Source organism: Mycobacterium sp. E740 (assembly GCF_001672895.1).
Lineage (GTDB): Bacteria > Actinomycetota > Actinomycetes > Mycobacteriales > Mycobacteriaceae > Mycobacterium.
This window is the reverse complement of the sequence record NZ_LZKP01000092.1, coordinates 1-14,178: the sequence shown is the minus strand read 5'-3', so window position 1 is coordinate 14,178 and position 14,178 is coordinate 1. Positions and strand designations below refer to the sequence as shown.

14 protein-coding genes are annotated in these 14,178 nt (G+C 68.4%); 5 read left to right on the top strand and 9 right to left on the bottom strand.

The genetic code is table 11. The features are described from left to right. Nucleotides 1-12: 12 nt before the first annotated feature. From A5663_RS08865 to A5663_RS08845, 5 genes are all read right to left on the bottom strand, one after another. Nucleotides 13-2,259 (bottom strand): molybdopterin-dependent oxidoreductase, encoded by a 2,247-nt coding sequence (locus tag A5663_RS08865; protein WP_068146916.1) that lies wholly within the window; start codon nt 2,257-2,259, stop codon nt 13-15. Next, on the bottom strand, nt 2,256-2,837 hold the full coding sequence (locus A5663_RS08860) for a TetR/AcrR family transcriptional regulator (protein ID WP_068146913.1): 582 nt from the start codon (nt 2,835-2,837) through the stop codon (nt 2,256-2,258). The genes A5663_RS08865 and A5663_RS08860 overlap by 4 nt, the downstream gene beginning before the upstream one ends. A 242-nt stretch (nt 2,838-3,079) precedes the next feature. Further along, nucleotides 3,080-4,213 (bottom strand): nitronate monooxygenase, encoded by a 1,134-nt coding sequence (locus A5663_RS08855; protein ID WP_068146910.1) that lies wholly within the window; start codon nt 4,211-4,213, stop codon nt 3,080-3,082. 75 nt (nt 4,214-4,288) lie between these two features. Next, nucleotides 4,289-5,056 (bottom strand): HAD family phosphatase, encoded by a 768-nt coding sequence (locus A5663_RS08850; protein ID WP_068146907.1) that lies wholly within the window; start codon nt 5,054-5,056, stop codon nt 4,289-4,291. A gap of 136 nt (nt 5,057-5,192) precedes the next feature. Then, a complete protein-coding gene (locus A5663_RS08845; RefSeq protein ID WP_068146903.1) occupies nt 5,193-6,278 on the bottom strand; it encodes a diacylglycerol kinase in 1,086 nt (361 codons plus the stop codon). A 78-nt stretch (nt 6,279-6,356) separates the two neighbouring features. On the opposite strand from A5663_RS08845, the gene A5663_RS08840 reads away from it, so the two are divergent. Then, nucleotides 6,357-7,091, top strand: coding sequence for a glucose 1-dehydrogenase (locus tag A5663_RS08840; protein ID WP_068146901.1), 735 nt, complete (start codon nt 6,357-6,359; stop codon nt 7,089-7,091). Nucleotides 7,092-7,105: 14 nt separating this feature from the next. On the opposite strand, the gene A5663_RS08835 is transcribed toward A5663_RS08840, so the two are convergent. Continuing rightward, the gene (locus A5663_RS08835; RefSeq protein ID WP_068146897.1) at nt 7,106-7,492 is read right to left on the bottom strand and encodes a PaaI family thioesterase; all 387 of its coding nucleotides are present in this window, start codon (nt 7,490-7,492) and stop codon (nt 7,106-7,108) included. Nucleotides 7,493-7,549: 57 nt separating this feature from the next. Between A5663_RS08835 and A5663_RS08830 the strand changes: the two genes are divergently transcribed. Both A5663_RS08830 and A5663_RS08825 read left to right on the top strand, forming a co-directional pair. Beyond that, on the top strand, nt 7,550-8,809 hold the full coding sequence (locus tag A5663_RS08830) for a competence/damage-inducible protein A (RefSeq protein WP_068146894.1): 1,260 nt from the start codon (nt 7,550-7,552) through the stop codon (nt 8,807-8,809). 63 nt (nt 8,810-8,872) lie between these two features. Next, the gene (locus tag A5663_RS08825; RefSeq protein ID WP_068146890.1) at nt 8,873-9,094 is read left to right on the top strand and encodes a hypothetical protein; all 222 of its coding nucleotides are present in this window, start codon (nt 8,873-8,875) and stop codon (nt 9,092-9,094) included. A 14-nt stretch (nt 9,095-9,108) separates the two neighbouring features. Here A5663_RS08825 and A5663_RS08820 read toward each other — a convergent pair whose 3' ends face one another. Both A5663_RS08820 and A5663_RS08815 read right to left on the bottom strand, forming a co-directional pair. Continuing rightward, nucleotides 9,109-10,026: an alpha/beta fold hydrolase gene (locus A5663_RS08820; RefSeq protein ID WP_068146886.1), complete on the bottom strand. Its 918-nt coding sequence runs from the start codon at nt 10,024-10,026 to the stop codon at nt 9,109-9,111. Between the two features lie 38 nt (nt 10,027-10,064). Beyond that, complete coding sequence (locus A5663_RS08815) at nt 10,065-10,913, bottom strand: hypothetical protein (RefSeq protein ID WP_068146882.1); 849 nt, start codon at nt 10,911-10,913, stop codon at nt 10,065-10,067. Nucleotides 10,914-10,994: 81 nt separating this feature from the next. Here A5663_RS08815 and A5663_RS08810 point away from each other — a divergent pair, with 81 nt between their 5' ends. Both A5663_RS08810 and A5663_RS08805 read left to right on the top strand, forming a co-directional pair. Then, nucleotides 10,995-12,626 carry a fatty acid--CoA ligase gene (locus A5663_RS08810; protein ID WP_068146879.1) on the top strand — a complete coding sequence of 544 codons (1,632 nt, stop codon included), beginning with the start codon at nt 10,995-10,997 and terminating at the stop codon, nt 12,624-12,626. A gap of 132 nt (nt 12,627-12,758) precedes the next feature. After that, nucleotides 12,759-13,274: a hypothetical protein gene (locus A5663_RS08805; RefSeq protein WP_068146877.1), complete on the top strand. Its 516-nt coding sequence runs from the start codon at nt 12,759-12,761 to the stop codon at nt 13,272-13,274. A 12-nt stretch (nt 13,275-13,286) separates the two neighbouring features. Here the strand turns inward: A5663_RS08805 and yaaA are convergent, their stop codons facing one another. After that, nucleotides 13,287-14,033 (bottom strand): peroxide stress protein YaaA, encoded by a 747-nt coding sequence (gene yaaA, locus A5663_RS08800; protein ID WP_068146874.1) that lies wholly within the window; start codon nt 14,031-14,033, stop codon nt 13,287-13,289. Nucleotides 14,034-14,178: the final 145 nt, after the last annotated feature.

Here is a 14,178-nt window from a genome sequence, read left to right as displayed (position 1 = left end):
GCTTTGCTCGAATTACCCGAGCAGAGCTTCAGATTCGACGGCGGCAATCCGCGCGGGCACATGCTTGTGCCACGGCGTACCCGCGTAGGGGTCGCGCCAGTCGCTCGACGTGAGTGAGTTCGGCGCGACCCCGGGGACGCGCCGATGTCCGTCGTCGTCGACGAAATCAAGCCCGAATCCATTCGGCAGGGACGCATGTCCGGGCAGCATCGCTTCGCTGACCTCCACGCTCGCCTCGACGCTGCCCGCGGCGGTGGTGATGCGCGCTCTGCCGCCGTCGACCAGCCCGAGCGCCTCGGCGTCCTCGACGCTCACCCGCAGGGCCCCGTCACCGTCACGTTTGCGCCAGGTCGGGTCGCGGAAGATGTCGTTGGCGGTGTAGGCGCGCCGTTCGCCCGCCGAAAGCACGATCGGGAACTCCGGGCTCACCAGCTCCGTGCGCTCGGCTTGCAAAGCCCTTATCTCGTCGAGCATCTCGGGGATGTGCAGCGCGATCTTGTCATCGGCGTGGCTGATCAAGGAGAAGTCGTCGGAGTACTCGTGCACGGTGAACGTCACCCCGGACCGACCCGCAAGGATCGCGTCGAACAGCGCGTTGCCGTCCGCGTGCCCGGCCCGCCGCACCGCGTCCGGATAGCTCATGGCGGCCTTCTGCGCCAGCCCCCACAGTGCCGCGGCGCCCGAAAGTCCCTGCGGCAGAGTCGGCCCCAATGTCTCGTAGAGTACGAACGGCAAGACTTTGGCAAGTGCGGGGCTGGTGGCGACCGCTTGCAGGAAGGCTTGCGTGTAAGCCTCTCGGCCTTCGTTTGCGGCCGCGCGAAGCGGTTGCAGATCGGCCTCGGCGACGAAGTTCAGCGCGCGCATCAGGCGAGCCCAGATCTCGGGTTCGGGCAGCGTGCCGTCGAGCGGCGGCAACAGCGGATGACGCAGGTGAAAAGTGTTGTGCGGAAACTCGAGATTGAAGAACGTCGCCTCACACTTCTCGTACTGGCTCGCCGCGGGCAGCACGTAGTGCGCCAGCCGCGCCGTCTCCGTCATGGCCACGTCGATGACCACCATCAATTCGAGTGAGACGAACGCCTCCCGGCAGGCGGCGGAGTCGGCCAACGAATGCGCCGGGTTGCTGCTCTCGACGATCATCCCGCGGAAGCGGTCGGGGTGGTCGGTCGCAATCTCCTGTGGCACAACGTTGCTCGGGATCAGACCACCCACAATCGGCGCACCCGTGACCGGTGTACGGCCCACGGCTGGGGTGTGGCGGAACAGCGGCCCGAACGACGAGTGCAGGTGCTGGCCGCCGGGTTTGGCGAAGTTACCGGTGAGGATCCACAGCAGCTTGTTCAGATAGGAGCACAGCGTGCTGTTCGGCGCTTGTTGGACGCCGAGGTCCTCGAACACGGACACACTGGCTGCTGCGCCGATCCGTCGCGCCGCCGCCCGGATCAGTTCGGCGTCGACGCCGCACCGCAGCGCGTAGTCGTCGACGGGAACGTCGCGCAGCGCGTCGGCAACCGGCTGCACGCCGTGCACGTGCTGCGCGAGAAAGGTTTCGTCGCAGAGGTTTTCCTGCACCAGGACAGCCGCGAGCGCCGCCAGCACCCAGGCGTCGGTACCCGGTCGCCCCCGCAAGTGGTAGTCGGCCATCTTCGCGGTGTCCGTGACCACCGGGTCGATGACGATCATCGAACGGGCAGGGTCTCTTGCGATCTCGTTGAGCACGGTGCGCGCCCGCGGGAAGCTCTGCGACATCCACGGGTTCTTTCCGACGAACACCGACACCTCGGCGTGTTCGAACTCGCCGCGGGTGTGCCCGCCGTAGAGCTGCGCGTCGATCCACGCCTCACCGGTCTTCTCCTGGGCCAGGGCGTTTGACCGGTAATGCGAGCCGAGCGCTTTGAGGAAGGCGCCGCTGTAGGCGCCGCCGAGGTGGTTCCCCTGCCCGCCGCCGCCGTAGTAGAAGATCTTGTCGCCGCCGTAGGTGTCGGCGATGCGCCGGAAGCCCGCGGCGACCTCGGCGATCGCGGTGTCCCAGTCGATCTCCTCGTAGCTTCCATCGGGTCTGCGCCGCATCGGAGATGTCAGGCGAGCGCGGTTGTTCTGATAGTGGTCGAGGCGCAGGACTTTGTTGCACGTGTACCCCTGCGACGCGGGATGCGCCTTGTCACCGCGGATCTTGGCCAGCTTGCGGTCGTCGAGTTGCACGACGATGCCGCAATTGCATTCGCACAGGATGCATGCCGTCGGCTGCCATTCACTCATCGCTCGGACTTCCCTTCCGGTATCGCGGCCTCGAGAAGTTCCCGAAGTTGACGGTGCACGAGTTCGAGGGGCTTCACCTCGCGCGAGGTGCGGGCGACGACGATGGCTCCCTCGAGCGCGGTGAGGATCAGGGTCGCCAACTCCTCGGCGCGGCCCGCGCCCACGCCGTCGGCCGTCAGCCGTTCGGCGATCAGCCGGGTCCAGCGCGCGAACGCGGCGGCGGCGCGGTCGACCACTGGGGCGAAATCGTCCTTGCTGCCGGATTCGACGGCGACCGCGACGACCGGGCATCCGGCGCGAAAGTCGCTGCCCACGAGCTGCTTTCGGAAGCCCCGGACCACCGCGTCGAGCACCTCGACGCCGCTGCCCGCTTTTTCGATACGCGACGCCAGGTAGTCGCCCGCGAAGTCGACGGCCTCACAGAGCAGCTGGGTCCGGCCGCCAGGGAAGTAGTGGTAGGCCGAGCCGCGGGGTGCGCCGCTGTGGGCGAGCACGTCGGCGATCGCCGTCGGGTGTGCGCCGCGCTCCCGGATCAGCAGTGCCGCCGAGGCGACCATCCGCTCCCGATGACTGCCCATGCTCCGACCCCTCCGCTCCAGCTATGTATGTCACCTTACATAACCGCGGGCCGGCGAGCCACCACTTCGCGAATGTTCAGTGCTCGACCGGGACCGGCGCCGCCTGCTAACGCCGCTCCCGGAGTGTCTACAGGAAATGCCCACGTAGCGAGCGACAACGTCGGGGGCCTAGGACCGACTGCAACGCTGTCGCTCGCTACGTGGGCAATTTCAAAGGTGTCTCCCGCGCGGCGAGACGGGAATCAGACCGACGCGGCCTCGTTGATCGCGTCGAGCCGCCCGGTCGCCTCGAGATACTCCTGCACCCAGCGCTCGATCACTGTCGACGTCTTCTCGACCTTGGTGAACTGGCCGACGACCTGGCCGATCGGGTTGAACGCCACGTCGACGGACTCGTTGGGGTACTTGTGCGTCGCGGCGACGGCCATCCCCGACACCATGTACTGCAGCGGCATCCCCAGCGGTTTGGGGTTGTTCGGGTCCTCCCACGCCTCGGTCCAGTCGTTGCGCAACATCCGCGCGGGCTTACCGGTGAACGACCGGCTGCGCACGGTGTCGCGGCTGGTGGCCTTGACGTAGGCGGCGTGCTGCACCGGCGTGTTCTCCGACTCCTCGACCATGACCCACTGCGAACCGGTCCAGGCGCCCTGAGCGCCCAACGCCAGTGCCGCAGCGATCTGCTCGCCACTGCCGATCCCGCCGGCGGCCAGCACCGGTACCGGAGCCACCTCCTTGACGACCTGCGGCCACAGCACGATCGAGCCGATCTCACCGCAGTGACCGCCCGCTTCGCCGCCCTGCGCGATGATGATGTCGACGCCCGCGTCGGCGTGCTTCCGCGCTTGCGACGGCGAACCGCACAGCGCGGCGACCTTGCGGCCCTGCGCGTGGATGTGCTTGATCATGTCGGGCGGCGGCGTGCCCAGCGCGTTGGCGATCAGCGTGCACTTCGGATGCTGCAGCGCGACCTCCACCTGCGGGGTCGCGGTCGCCTCGGTCCAGCCGAGGAGCTGCAACGCATCGTCGTCGCTGTGCTCGACCGGCACACCGTGGTCGGCGAGGACCTTCTTGGCGAAGTCGATGTGCTCCTGCGGCACGAGGTCGTTGAGCGTCTTCTTGAGCACCTCGGGCGACAGGTCGGCCGCATCCATGCCCTCGTACTTGTTGGGGATCACGATGTCGACGCCGTACGGGTGGTCGCCGATGTTCTCGTCGATCCACTTGAGCTCGATCTCGAGCTGTTCGGGGGTGTAGCCCACCGCCCCGAGCACGCCGAAGCCGCCGGCCTTGCTCACGGCGACGACCACGTCGCGGCAGTGGGTGAACGCGAAGATCGGATACTCGATGCCGAGGTCGTCACAGATAGGGGTGCGCATGCCTGCTCCTTCGTGGGCCGCCACAAATTGAAACGTGTTCTAGTTTAGTACACGGCCCGGATCGGCGGGCCTGGCTCAGTCGTATCCGATCAGGCGGCGCAGCGACATGCGCCGCCGAGCACCCGACCCCTCCAGCCGCAGCACCGGCCAGCCGCGCTCGGCGGCCATCGCGGCGAGGCCGGGGCGGGGATTCACCGGCCTGGGGTTTCCGACTGCCGCCATCAGCACCGCGTCCTCGTCGCCGTCGGCATAGAAGTAACTGCGTTGCAACACAACGTCATTGGCCGTGCAGAAATCCTGGACCGCGGTGGACTTCCGGCCGCCCCAGATGACCGGCTTGACGATCCGGCCGGTGAGCCGCCCAGCCTCGTCGAGCTCGAAGTGGTTGCACAGCACGTGGTCGATGCCGGTGAACCGCGCGACCGGTTCGGCGTGGATGGTCAGCGCCGAACTGCTGAGCACCACGGTGTGACCACGCTGCTGGTGCGCTTGCACGATCTCGTGCATGTAGGGAAACACGCGCGCCGCGACGCGCTCGACGAAGAGCCGCTCGCCGAGCTCGTCGAGTTCGGCCAGCGATTCGCCGCGAAGATAGCCCGCCGCCCGGGTCAGCAACCGCTCGAACTGCATGCGGCCCAACCGGTATCGCAGCGCCGCCTCGACGACGCCGAGCACTTCGCCGATGCGCGCCTGCCTGCGCCGGATGCGGTCGGCGGCGTGCGCGGTGGCGGTGAACCCGTCGACAAGCGTCCCGTCGAGGTCGAAGAACGCACCCACCTGCGGCCCCTCCGGGCTCGCGGCGATTTCGGCGACCGGGTCCGGCGCCACCGGTTGCACGCTCATAACGCGATCAGCCTAGCCACCGGCGATTCTTGCCGCCGGACGGCAACCCGCACATGTCGACTGCCTGCGCGTCACACCGATCGACGTTTTATCGCGCGCTTCTCGCAACTCTGCTGGCGAACGTCGATCGGTGCGACTACTGATGCGAGCCAGCCGCGTACAGCCCCGTGCCGGTGACCAGCGGCATGTCCAGCGTCGTGCGGATACCGGGCGCGGCCGCCACGACGTCGGGGATCGCGTTGACGATGCGCCCGGCGGCGGCCAGGATCGCGGCGTAGTTGTGGTCCCCGTTGCGGCTCGTCGGGCAGATGTCCATGGTGTAAGACGGCTCGCCGGTGATCTCGACGCGATATGAACCGCCGGGCTGCGCGGGCTGCGCCCAGTCCGGCCGCAGATCGCCGCGCAGCCGCGTCACATGCTCGACGACGATGACCGGCTTGCCCGCAACCATGCCCTCGATCTCGAAGCGCACCGCCGCCACCGTGCCCTTCTTGATGGTGCCGACCGCGACGTCGAAATCCTCGGGGGCCGGCTCCTGCTCGACGCGGTCGCGGATCGCGTCGATCTCGATGCCAAGGCCCGCAGCCAGTTGGCGGATCGCGGTGCCCCAGGCAATGCTCAGCACACCCGGCTGGTAGAGCATCGGCAGGTCGCCGATCTCGTTGCCGAAGCCCATCACATCGAACATCACCGTCGCACCGTCGTAGCTTGCATAGTCGGCGATCTCCATCGTGCGGATCTGCTCGATGCTCTGACAGGTTCCGGCCAGCGCGAAGGGGAGCAGGTCTGTCACGAAGCCTGGATCGACCCCGCTCATGAAGACGGTCGAATCACCCTCTCGCGCAGCATCTTCGATCCGCTGGATGTACTTCTCCGGAATTACCTGCCAGGGGTACTGCAGCACGCCGAGCCCGGACCCGACGACGTCGATGCCGGCGGCCAGGATCTTGCGCACGTCGGCCATCGCGTCGGGCAGCCGTGTGTCGCCCATCGCGCAGTACACGATGCACTGCGGCTCGGCTGCGATGATCTCGTCGAGGTCGCTGATCGCGGTGACGCCGGTGGTGACGTCCAGTCCGGCCAACTCGCCGGCGTCCTTGCCGACCTTGGCATCCGAGCAGACCCACACCCCGGTCAGCTCGAACCGCGCATCGTCGACGAGTTGCCGGAGCGCGAGGCTGCCGCAGTTGCCGGTCCCGATGAGCGCCACACGAATAGCCATGGCGAGCAGTATGCGTGGTACGCACCGAAATTGGAACAGGTTCTAGTTGCTCAGGGTGGTGCGGTAGCCTGACGCCCCATGGGACGCGTGGACGACAAGGTGGCACTGATCAGTGGCGGCGCGCAAGGGATGGGCGCCGCCGACGCCCGGGCTCTGGTCGCCGAAGGCGCCAAGGTCGTGATCGGTGACATCCTCGACGAGAAGGGCAAGGCGCTGGCCGACGAGATCGGCGAGTCGGCCCGCTACGTCCATCTCGACGTCACCCAGGCCGACCAGTGGGAGGCCGCGGTCGCCACCGCGGTCGACGAGTTCGGCAAGCTCAACGTGCTGGTGAACAACGCGGGCACGGTGGCGCTCGGTCAGATCGGCCAGTTCGACATGGCCAAGTGGCAGAAGGTCATCGACGTCAATCTGACCGGTACTTTCCTCGGGATGCAGCACTCCGTCGAGGCGATGAAGGCGGCTGGCGGCGGCTCCATCATCAACATCTCGTCGATCGAGGGGCTGCGCGGCGCGATCATGGTGCATCCGTACGTGGCCTCGAAGTGGGCGGTGCGTGGGCTGACGAAGTCCGCGGCGCTCGAGTTGGGCCCGCACAACATCCGGGTGAACTCTGTGCACCCGGGCTTCATCCGCACGCCGATGACCAAACACTTTCCCGACAACATGCTGCGGATCCCGCTGGGCCGCCCGGGTCAGCCCGAGGAAGTCGCGACGTTCGTGGTTTTCCTGGCCAGTGACGAGTCGCGGTACTCGACGGGCGCCGAGTACGTCATGGACGGCGGCCTCACCAACGACGTCCCGCACAAATAGCGGCGCCGCCAACGTCAGTCGACGGCGGCGAAGTTGACGGTCGCCGTGGCGCCGACCTCGTCGTCGTTGCCGCGGTAGATGTCGACCTGCACGACGGCCGAGCGCTTTCCGGTGCGCAAGATGCGCGCGACCGCACGGGCCGGCCCGACCTTGATCGGCCGCAGGTAGCGGATGAACAGATCGGTGGTGGCGATCCCGTGCCCGAACGGGGTGGCCCGCGCGGCCAGTTGGCCCGCGGTGACGTCGGCCATCGTCGCGATCAACCCGCCCTGCAGACCGCCCGCGGTGTTGACGGTGCGCTCGTCGACGGGCATCTCCATCGTCACGGTGCCCTCGGCCGACGGCACCTCGGTCAGGCCGAGTTGATCGAACAACTCGCGAAGCGACTTCGGCGCGGTCATGGGTAACGACATTACCGCTCTGCGGCGCCACCGCAGCGACCCGTAGTGTCGTAGGTCGTGAGCGCACGCGCGGGCATCGTCGTCACCGGCACCGAGGTCTTGACCGGCCGGGTGCAGGACCTCAACGGACCTTGGCTGGCCGATCGACTGCTGGAGCTGGGCGTCGAGCTGGCGCACATCACGCTCTGCGGCGACCGGCCCGGCGACATCGAGGCACAGCTGCGGTTCCTGGCCGCCGAGGGCGTGGACCTGATCGTCACCAGCGGCGGTCTCGGCCCCACCGCCGACGACATGACCGTCGAGACAGTGGCACGCTTCACTGGCCGAAACCTGGTGCTGGACAAGCGACTTGAAGCCAAGATCGCCGACATCGTCGCACGCCTGATGGCGCGATTCCCCGACGTCGACGCCGAGGCGATCCAGGCCTCGAACCGCAAGCAGGCGCTCATCCCCGAAGGCGCCGACGTCATCGATCCCGTGGGCACCGCACCGGGTGTCGTGGTGCCGGGTACGCCGACGGTGGTCGTGCTTCCCGGCCCGCCCCGCGAGCTGCAGCCGATGTGGCCGCTGGCGCTGCAGACCGCCGCAGTGCAGGAGGCGATCGCGGGCCGCACGGCGTATCAGCAGGAGACTGTGCGGATGTTCGGGCTGCCGGAGTCCGGGCTTGCCGACACGCTGCGCGACGCCGAACGAAGCATCCGCGGTTTCGAGCGACTCGAGATCACCACGTGTCTGCGGCGCGGCGAACTCGAGGTGGTCACCCGCTACGAGCCCGACGCCGCCGACACCTACCGCGAGCTGATGGTCCTGCTGCGTGACCGGCACGGTGAGGCGATCTTCTCCGAGGACGGCTCGCGCGTCGACGAGCAGGTCGCCCGGCTGTTGAGCGGCCGGCGCATCGCGACCGCCGAGTCCTGCACCGGGGGATTGCTGGCCGCCCGGCTGACCGACCTCGCGGGGTCGTCGGCCTACGTCGCCGGCGCGGTGGTGTCCTATGCCAACGACGCGAAGGTGGGGCTGCTCGGAGTGGATCCGGCGCTGATCGAAGCGCACGGCGCGGTGTCCGAACCGGTCGCCGAAGCCATGGCCGACGGTGCGGTGAACCGGTTCGGCGTCGACACCGCGATCGCGATCACCGGCGTCGCGGGCCCGGGCGGTGGGACAGCCGAAAAACCGGTCGGCACAGTGTGTTTCAGCCTGAAGCTGACCGACGGTCCCACCGTCACCAGGACACTGCGGTTGCCCGGCAACCGCGCCGACATCCGCGATCGGTCGACCACCGTCGCGATGCACATGCTCCGTCGCGCGCTGAGCTGACGGCAGTTGCAGCCGCGCTGGGCCGGTCGGCTAACGTACTCGCGACACAGGAGGTACTACCCGATGACCGCAAACGCGCGCGAGGAGATGTCCGAACGCGCCACGCAGGCCGGATGGCATCGCCGTGACGCCGACCGCACCGACTACTACACCCGCGCTCCGGTGCGGGTGCATGTGATCTGGCAGGGGCCCGATGCAATCAGCGGGGGCGCGCTCTACCACGACGACATGCTGATGGCATACAGCCGGGACCTGGCGACGGTGTCCGGCTGGTTGAACCGCTGAGCGCGGTCCGACCGTCAAGAGTCGCCGTACTCGTCCCAGACTTTCATCATCGTCTCGAGGATCTCCTCGGCCCGGCCCAGACCCGCGAGGTGGCTTTCACCCGGCATGGGGTAGAGCTGAGCGTCGGCGAGCCGGGACACCACATGCTCTCCGTGCTTGTACGGGACGATGTGGTCGGCGTCGCCGTGCCACCAGCGCACGGGCACGGTGATCTCGTCGAGGCGGAATCCCCAGTCTCTGGCGAACACGACGATGTCGGAGAACGGCGCGGCCAGCTGCTTGCGGCTGCCGTTGAGCAGGTCGTCGAGGAACATCGCCTTGATCTCCGGGCGCGCCAGCAGGCGACGGTCGGCCTCCGGCGACACCCGGCCGTACAGGTCGGCGGCCGGCGACGCAACCGGCTTGATGAACCGGATGAGCGCCGAGGCCACCAACCCGATGGGCGTGCCCGCGTACTGCAGCAGCGGCGCGACCCGCGTGCCGAGGTTGCCCATCAGTCCGCCCTTGATCGCGTCCACCCCCACCGTCGGGGCGACACCGCCGATCACGCCGACTGCGACCACCCGGTCGGGCATCGCCGCGGCACATCCGAGCGTGTACGGGCCGCCGCCGGACAGTCCGACGACCACCATCTTGTCGATGCCGAGCGTGTCCGCGATGGTGCGCAGGTCTTCGGCGAACGCGACGACGGTGTCGTATCGGTGCGGGGTCGACGATCCGATACCGGGCCTGTCGAGACCGATCAGCCGGATGTTGGCCTTCTCGGCGTAAACCCGCGCCTCCATCGGGATCTGGCGTCGGGCTCCGGGGGTGCCGTGCAGCCAGAAGACCGCGCGGCCTTGCGGATCACCGAACTCGGCGAAGCCGATGCGGCGGTCCTCACCGACGGCGACGTTCCCTTCGAGCTTGGGGCGGGCGATTGCGACAACCATGACCGAAGTGTCTCATGGGGCCCGTGGGCGATTTCGCGCTATACCGCCCGGAACACGTACGACGCCGAGGTGATGACCCGGTCGTCGACGCCTTCGTCGTGCATCAGCACCCGCACCGCGACGGTGCCGGCGGGCCCGCGTACCGGTTCGGCGTCCAGCCGGAACGGGCCGGCCTTGCCACGGGCCATGAACATCACATGGCACGACACCCCGTGCAGGCGATCAGTGCCCGCGAGATCGGCCGCGGCATCGATCGCCGCGGTCTCGAGCATGACGAACTGCGGTCCCACGTGGAGCGCGGCATCCGGCGAGGCGACCTCGGCTGACAGTTCGGGCAGCCCCCAGCGACCGTCGGGCCTGCGGCGACCGCCGAACACCTGCCACAGTGGCGGAAGGTCGGGGGAGTCGACCACCTCCAGGGGGTTGGCTTCCATCCGTTCCAGGCCGTCCGGGGGCGTGCCGATGCTGACACCTTGGCCCTCGATCAGCGCGAGTACACGGGTGGAGTCGTCGGCGTCGACGATCTTGGCCCGGCTGTAACCCATCTGGCGGCCCACCCGCAGTTCTTCGGACACCACTTCGATGCGGCGCACGTCGATGCCGGGGTCGACGATCTGGCAGGAGTGGATGACCGGGTTGGGCACCGCCTCCAGGTCGGACATGTGGCCGCTCTCGGGCGCCGAGATGCCGAGCACGGCGAACAGCAGTCCGCCGGCCGCGTCGCGCATGTCGCGGCGGACGGCGACGGTGTTGTCCTCGTCGACGAGGTCCATCTGGGCGTAGCTTCGCCCGATGTAGCGGTAGCTGAGCAGCCCACCCCAGCGCCTGCGCAGTTCCTCGGCGTACTCCTCGGGCGAATCGGTCAGCTCCCGGATATCACGCAACACGCGGCACTCCTGTCTGAAGCCGTTTCCCGCCCAATCGCGGCGGCATCGACCATCATGGCGCTATCGAACAGGGGAGGCGCCGTGGACAGCACGATGCAGGACTTTCCGCTGACCATAACCGGCATTCTCCGGCACGGCACCGGCTGGCACTCCAACCGTAAGGCCATCACGGCGACGGCCGGCGGACACCGTGAGGTCAGCTATGGCGAGCTCGGAACCCGGGTGGCGCAGCTGGCACATGGCTTGCGCTCGCTCGGTGTGACAGGCGGACAGCGGGTGGCCACGTTCATGTGGAACAACCAGGAGCATCTGGAGACGTACTTCGCCGCGCCGGCCATGGGCGCCGTGTTGCACACACTCAACATCCGGTTGGCCGCGGAGCAGATCGCGTTCATCGCCAACCAGGCCGAGGATTCCGTTGTGCTGGTGGATATGTCACTCGCCGGGCTGCTCGCCCCGATCCTGCCGGAGTTGAGGACGGTGCACACCGTGGTGGCGGTCGGTGAAGGCGATGTCTCCGAACTCGCCGCCGGGGGCCGCGCGGTGATCCGCTACGACGAGCTCATCGCCGGCCAGCCGCCCGAGTACGACTGGCCCGATCTCGACGAGAAGAGCGCCGCCGCAATGTGTTACACCAGCGGGACGACCGGCGACCCGAAAGGTGTTGTCTACAGCCACCGCTCGACCTACTTGCATTCGATGGCGCTGTGCATGGCCGACTGCGTCGGTCTCGTCGGCGGCGACCGCGTGTTGCCGATCGTGCCGATGTTCCATGCGAACGCGTGGGGCCAACCGTATGCGGCGATGATGGCGGGAGCGGATCTGCTGCTGCCCGACCGTTTCCTGCAGGCCGACCCGCTGGTCGACATGATCGAACGCCACCGGCCCACGATCGCCGCTGCGGTGCCGACGATCTGGAACGACGTGCTTCATCACCTGCACGCGCATCCGGACCGAGACATCTCGTCCCTGCGACTGGTCACCTGCGGCGGATCGGCAGTGCCGCTGGGAATGATGAAGGAGTATCAGCAGCGCTACGGCGTCATGATCCGGCAGGGCTGGGGGATGACCGAGACCTCGCCGCTGGCCGCGCTGGCGAGCCCGCCGCCGGAGGCCGGTGAAGCCGAGCACTGGGCGCTGCGCGCCTCGGCGGGGCGGGTCATGAGCGGGGTAGAAGTGCGCCTCGTCGACGACGACGGCGCCGTGCTGCCCGCCGACGGTAAAGCCGTGGGCGAGATAGAGATTCGCGGTCCGTGGATCACCGGCTCGTACTATCGCAATGCCGACCCGGCGAAGTTCGACTCAGGCTGGTTGCGCACCGGCGACGTTGGCAGGATCGACCCGCAGGGGTTCATCACCCTGACCGACCGCGCCAAGGACGTGATCAAGTCCGGCGGCGAGTGGATTTCGTCGGTCGAGCTGGAACTGTGCATCGCCGAACACCCCGCCGTGTTCGAGGCCGCGGTCGTCGCGGTGCCCGACGACCGCTGGCAGGAGCGCCCGTTGGCGGCTGTCGTCGTGCACGACGACGCGTCGGTGACCGCAGAGGAACTGCGGAAGTACCTGAGCGACAAGGTAGCCCGGTTCTGGCTACCCGAACGGTGGGTGTTCGTCGACGAGGTGCCCAAGACGAGCGTCGGCAAGTTCGACAAGAAGCTCATCAGGGCCAGCTACGCCGACGGAGCCTACGACGTCGTCGAGTGCCGGGACTGACCGGCGACGCGCCGTCAGACCCAGCAAACACCGTCATAGCTCAACGGTCCGGCGTATCGGTGGTTTACCGTAGCGACGGAGGGCAATCCTGCAGCAAAGTGCGGTGAAGCGGACGAGGAACGGGGAGACGACATGCGCCGATCGATTCGGTTGACGACCCTGGTTGCGGCGATCGCCCTCGCGGCGCCGCTCACGCTGACCACCAGCACGGGCACCGCTGCCGCGGACGGCCCTGTCAGCGCAGGGCAGGGCGGCACGTTCATACCGTTGAACCAGGGCCTGCGCCGGTGCGACTACACCGTCACCGCCTATAACGGGCCCACCGGCTACGCGCGGGCCACCAGCGTCGTCCGCACCAATGGTTCTGATGTGTCCGCGGACGTCACGATGGACACCGCGATACCGAACATGCGATACGACGTTCGCCTCATCCAGGCACCACGCTCGTCGGCGGCCACCTGCCACGCCGGCGATCCGGGGGTGGCAGCGGGTGTGATGCAGATCGACGGAGTGGGCCACGGCGCCATCACGCTCCACGACGCCGTCCAACCGGGCGCCACCGGAGTGTGGGTGTTCATCAGCCGCCCCGACGCGTTCTCCCAGAATCCCGCGGAGTTCTACACCAGCGACTGGCTCGCCGACGTCTGACGGGCCGACCCGTCAAGCCGGAACAACGACGGTCAGTTCGTCGCCCCGGCGCTCCACCCGCATACCGGCGCGTCGCGCGACGGCGGCGACACCGGCCGCCCCGTCGGGCTCGGATCTGGTCGTGGCCAGGGCGCGGGCGAGCCGACCCTTGTGCGCCTTGTTGAAGTGGGTCACCACGCTACGTCGGCCGTCGGAACGCTCGGCGACGACGTCGACGCGGACTGCGTCGGCCAACCGCCCGAGCGACGCATACGACCCTGACCGCAGGTCGACGACGAGTTCGTCAGCCGCCAAGCGGTCCAGCACGGGTTCCAGCAGCGGACGCCACCGCGTCGCCAGTGTCGGCCGGCCCGGCAGCTTCGAGCTCGCCGAGAGTCGATAAGCCGGCACCGGGTCGTCGGCGCGCAACAGCCCGAACAACGCCGAACCGACGGCCAGGCGGGCTCGCGCGCGACCGGCGGCGGCGCCACGGAGCGACTCCATATCCAGGGCGTCGTAGAGCACGCCGGTGTAGCGCTGGATCGCGGGCAGGGTCGGCGAGCTGCGCAGGCTCGCATTGCGCTCGATCTCGGCGTCCTGCGAGGCCGACAACCCGAGCGCGCGCCGGCATGCTGACGGGTCAGCTGCCAGTTCGACCAGCTCGTCGACCAACTCGGTGCGCAGCGGCCCGAGTTTGGGGAAGCTGAGCGACTCGATGCGCAGCGGCGGCCCGTCGCCACCTGTTTGTTTGGTCTCCGATGGCGGCAGCAGCACGATCACGCCGCAGAGGTTAGCCGGGCGCGCGCTTCGGTCAGGCCGGCGGCAGCGGTGCCGGCGGCGGCGGCGCGAACGGGTTGACCGGCGCCGGGGGTGACGGCGGGGGCGGCGGCGCGAACGGCGCGGGCGGTGGCGCGAACGGCGTCGC

Excerpts from the sequence above, each read along its gene's own strand:
- A5663_RS08865 (WP_068146916.1), bottom strand. The coding sequence starts at position 2,259 with ATGAGTGAATGGCAGCCGACGGCATGCATCCTGTGCGAATGCAATTGC.
- A5663_RS08860 (WP_068146913.1), bottom strand. The coding sequence starts at position 2,837 with ATGGGCAGTCATCGGGAGCGGATGGTCGCCTCGGCGGCACTGCTGATC.
- A5663_RS08855 (WP_068146910.1), bottom strand. The coding sequence starts at position 4,213 with ATGCGCACCCCTATCTGTGACGACCTCGGCATCGAGTATCCGATCTTC.
- A5663_RS08850 (WP_068146907.1), bottom strand. The coding sequence starts at position 5,056 with ATGAGCGTGCAACCGGTGGCGCCGGACCCGGTCGCCGAAATCGCCGCG.
- A5663_RS08845 (WP_068146903.1), bottom strand. The coding sequence starts at position 6,278 with ATGGCTATTCGTGTGGCGCTCATCGGGACCGGCAACTGCGGCAGCCTC.
- A5663_RS08840 (WP_068146901.1), top strand. The coding sequence starts at position 6,357 with ATGGGACGCGTGGACGACAAGGTGGCACTGATCAGTGGCGGCGCGCAA.
- A5663_RS08835 (WP_068146897.1), bottom strand. The coding sequence starts at position 7,492 with ATGACCGCGCCGAAGTCGCTTCGCGAGTTGTTCGATCAACTCGGCCTG.
- A5663_RS08825 (WP_068146890.1), top strand. The coding sequence starts at position 8,873 with ATGACCGCAAACGCGCGCGAGGAGATGTCCGAACGCGCCACGCAGGCC.
- A5663_RS08820 (WP_068146886.1), bottom strand. The coding sequence starts at position 10,026 with ATGGTTGTCGCAATCGCCCGCCCCAAGCTCGAAGGGAACGTCGCCGTC.
- A5663_RS08805 (WP_068146877.1), top strand. The coding sequence starts at position 12,759 with ATGCGCCGATCGATTCGGTTGACGACCCTGGTTGCGGCGATCGCCCTC.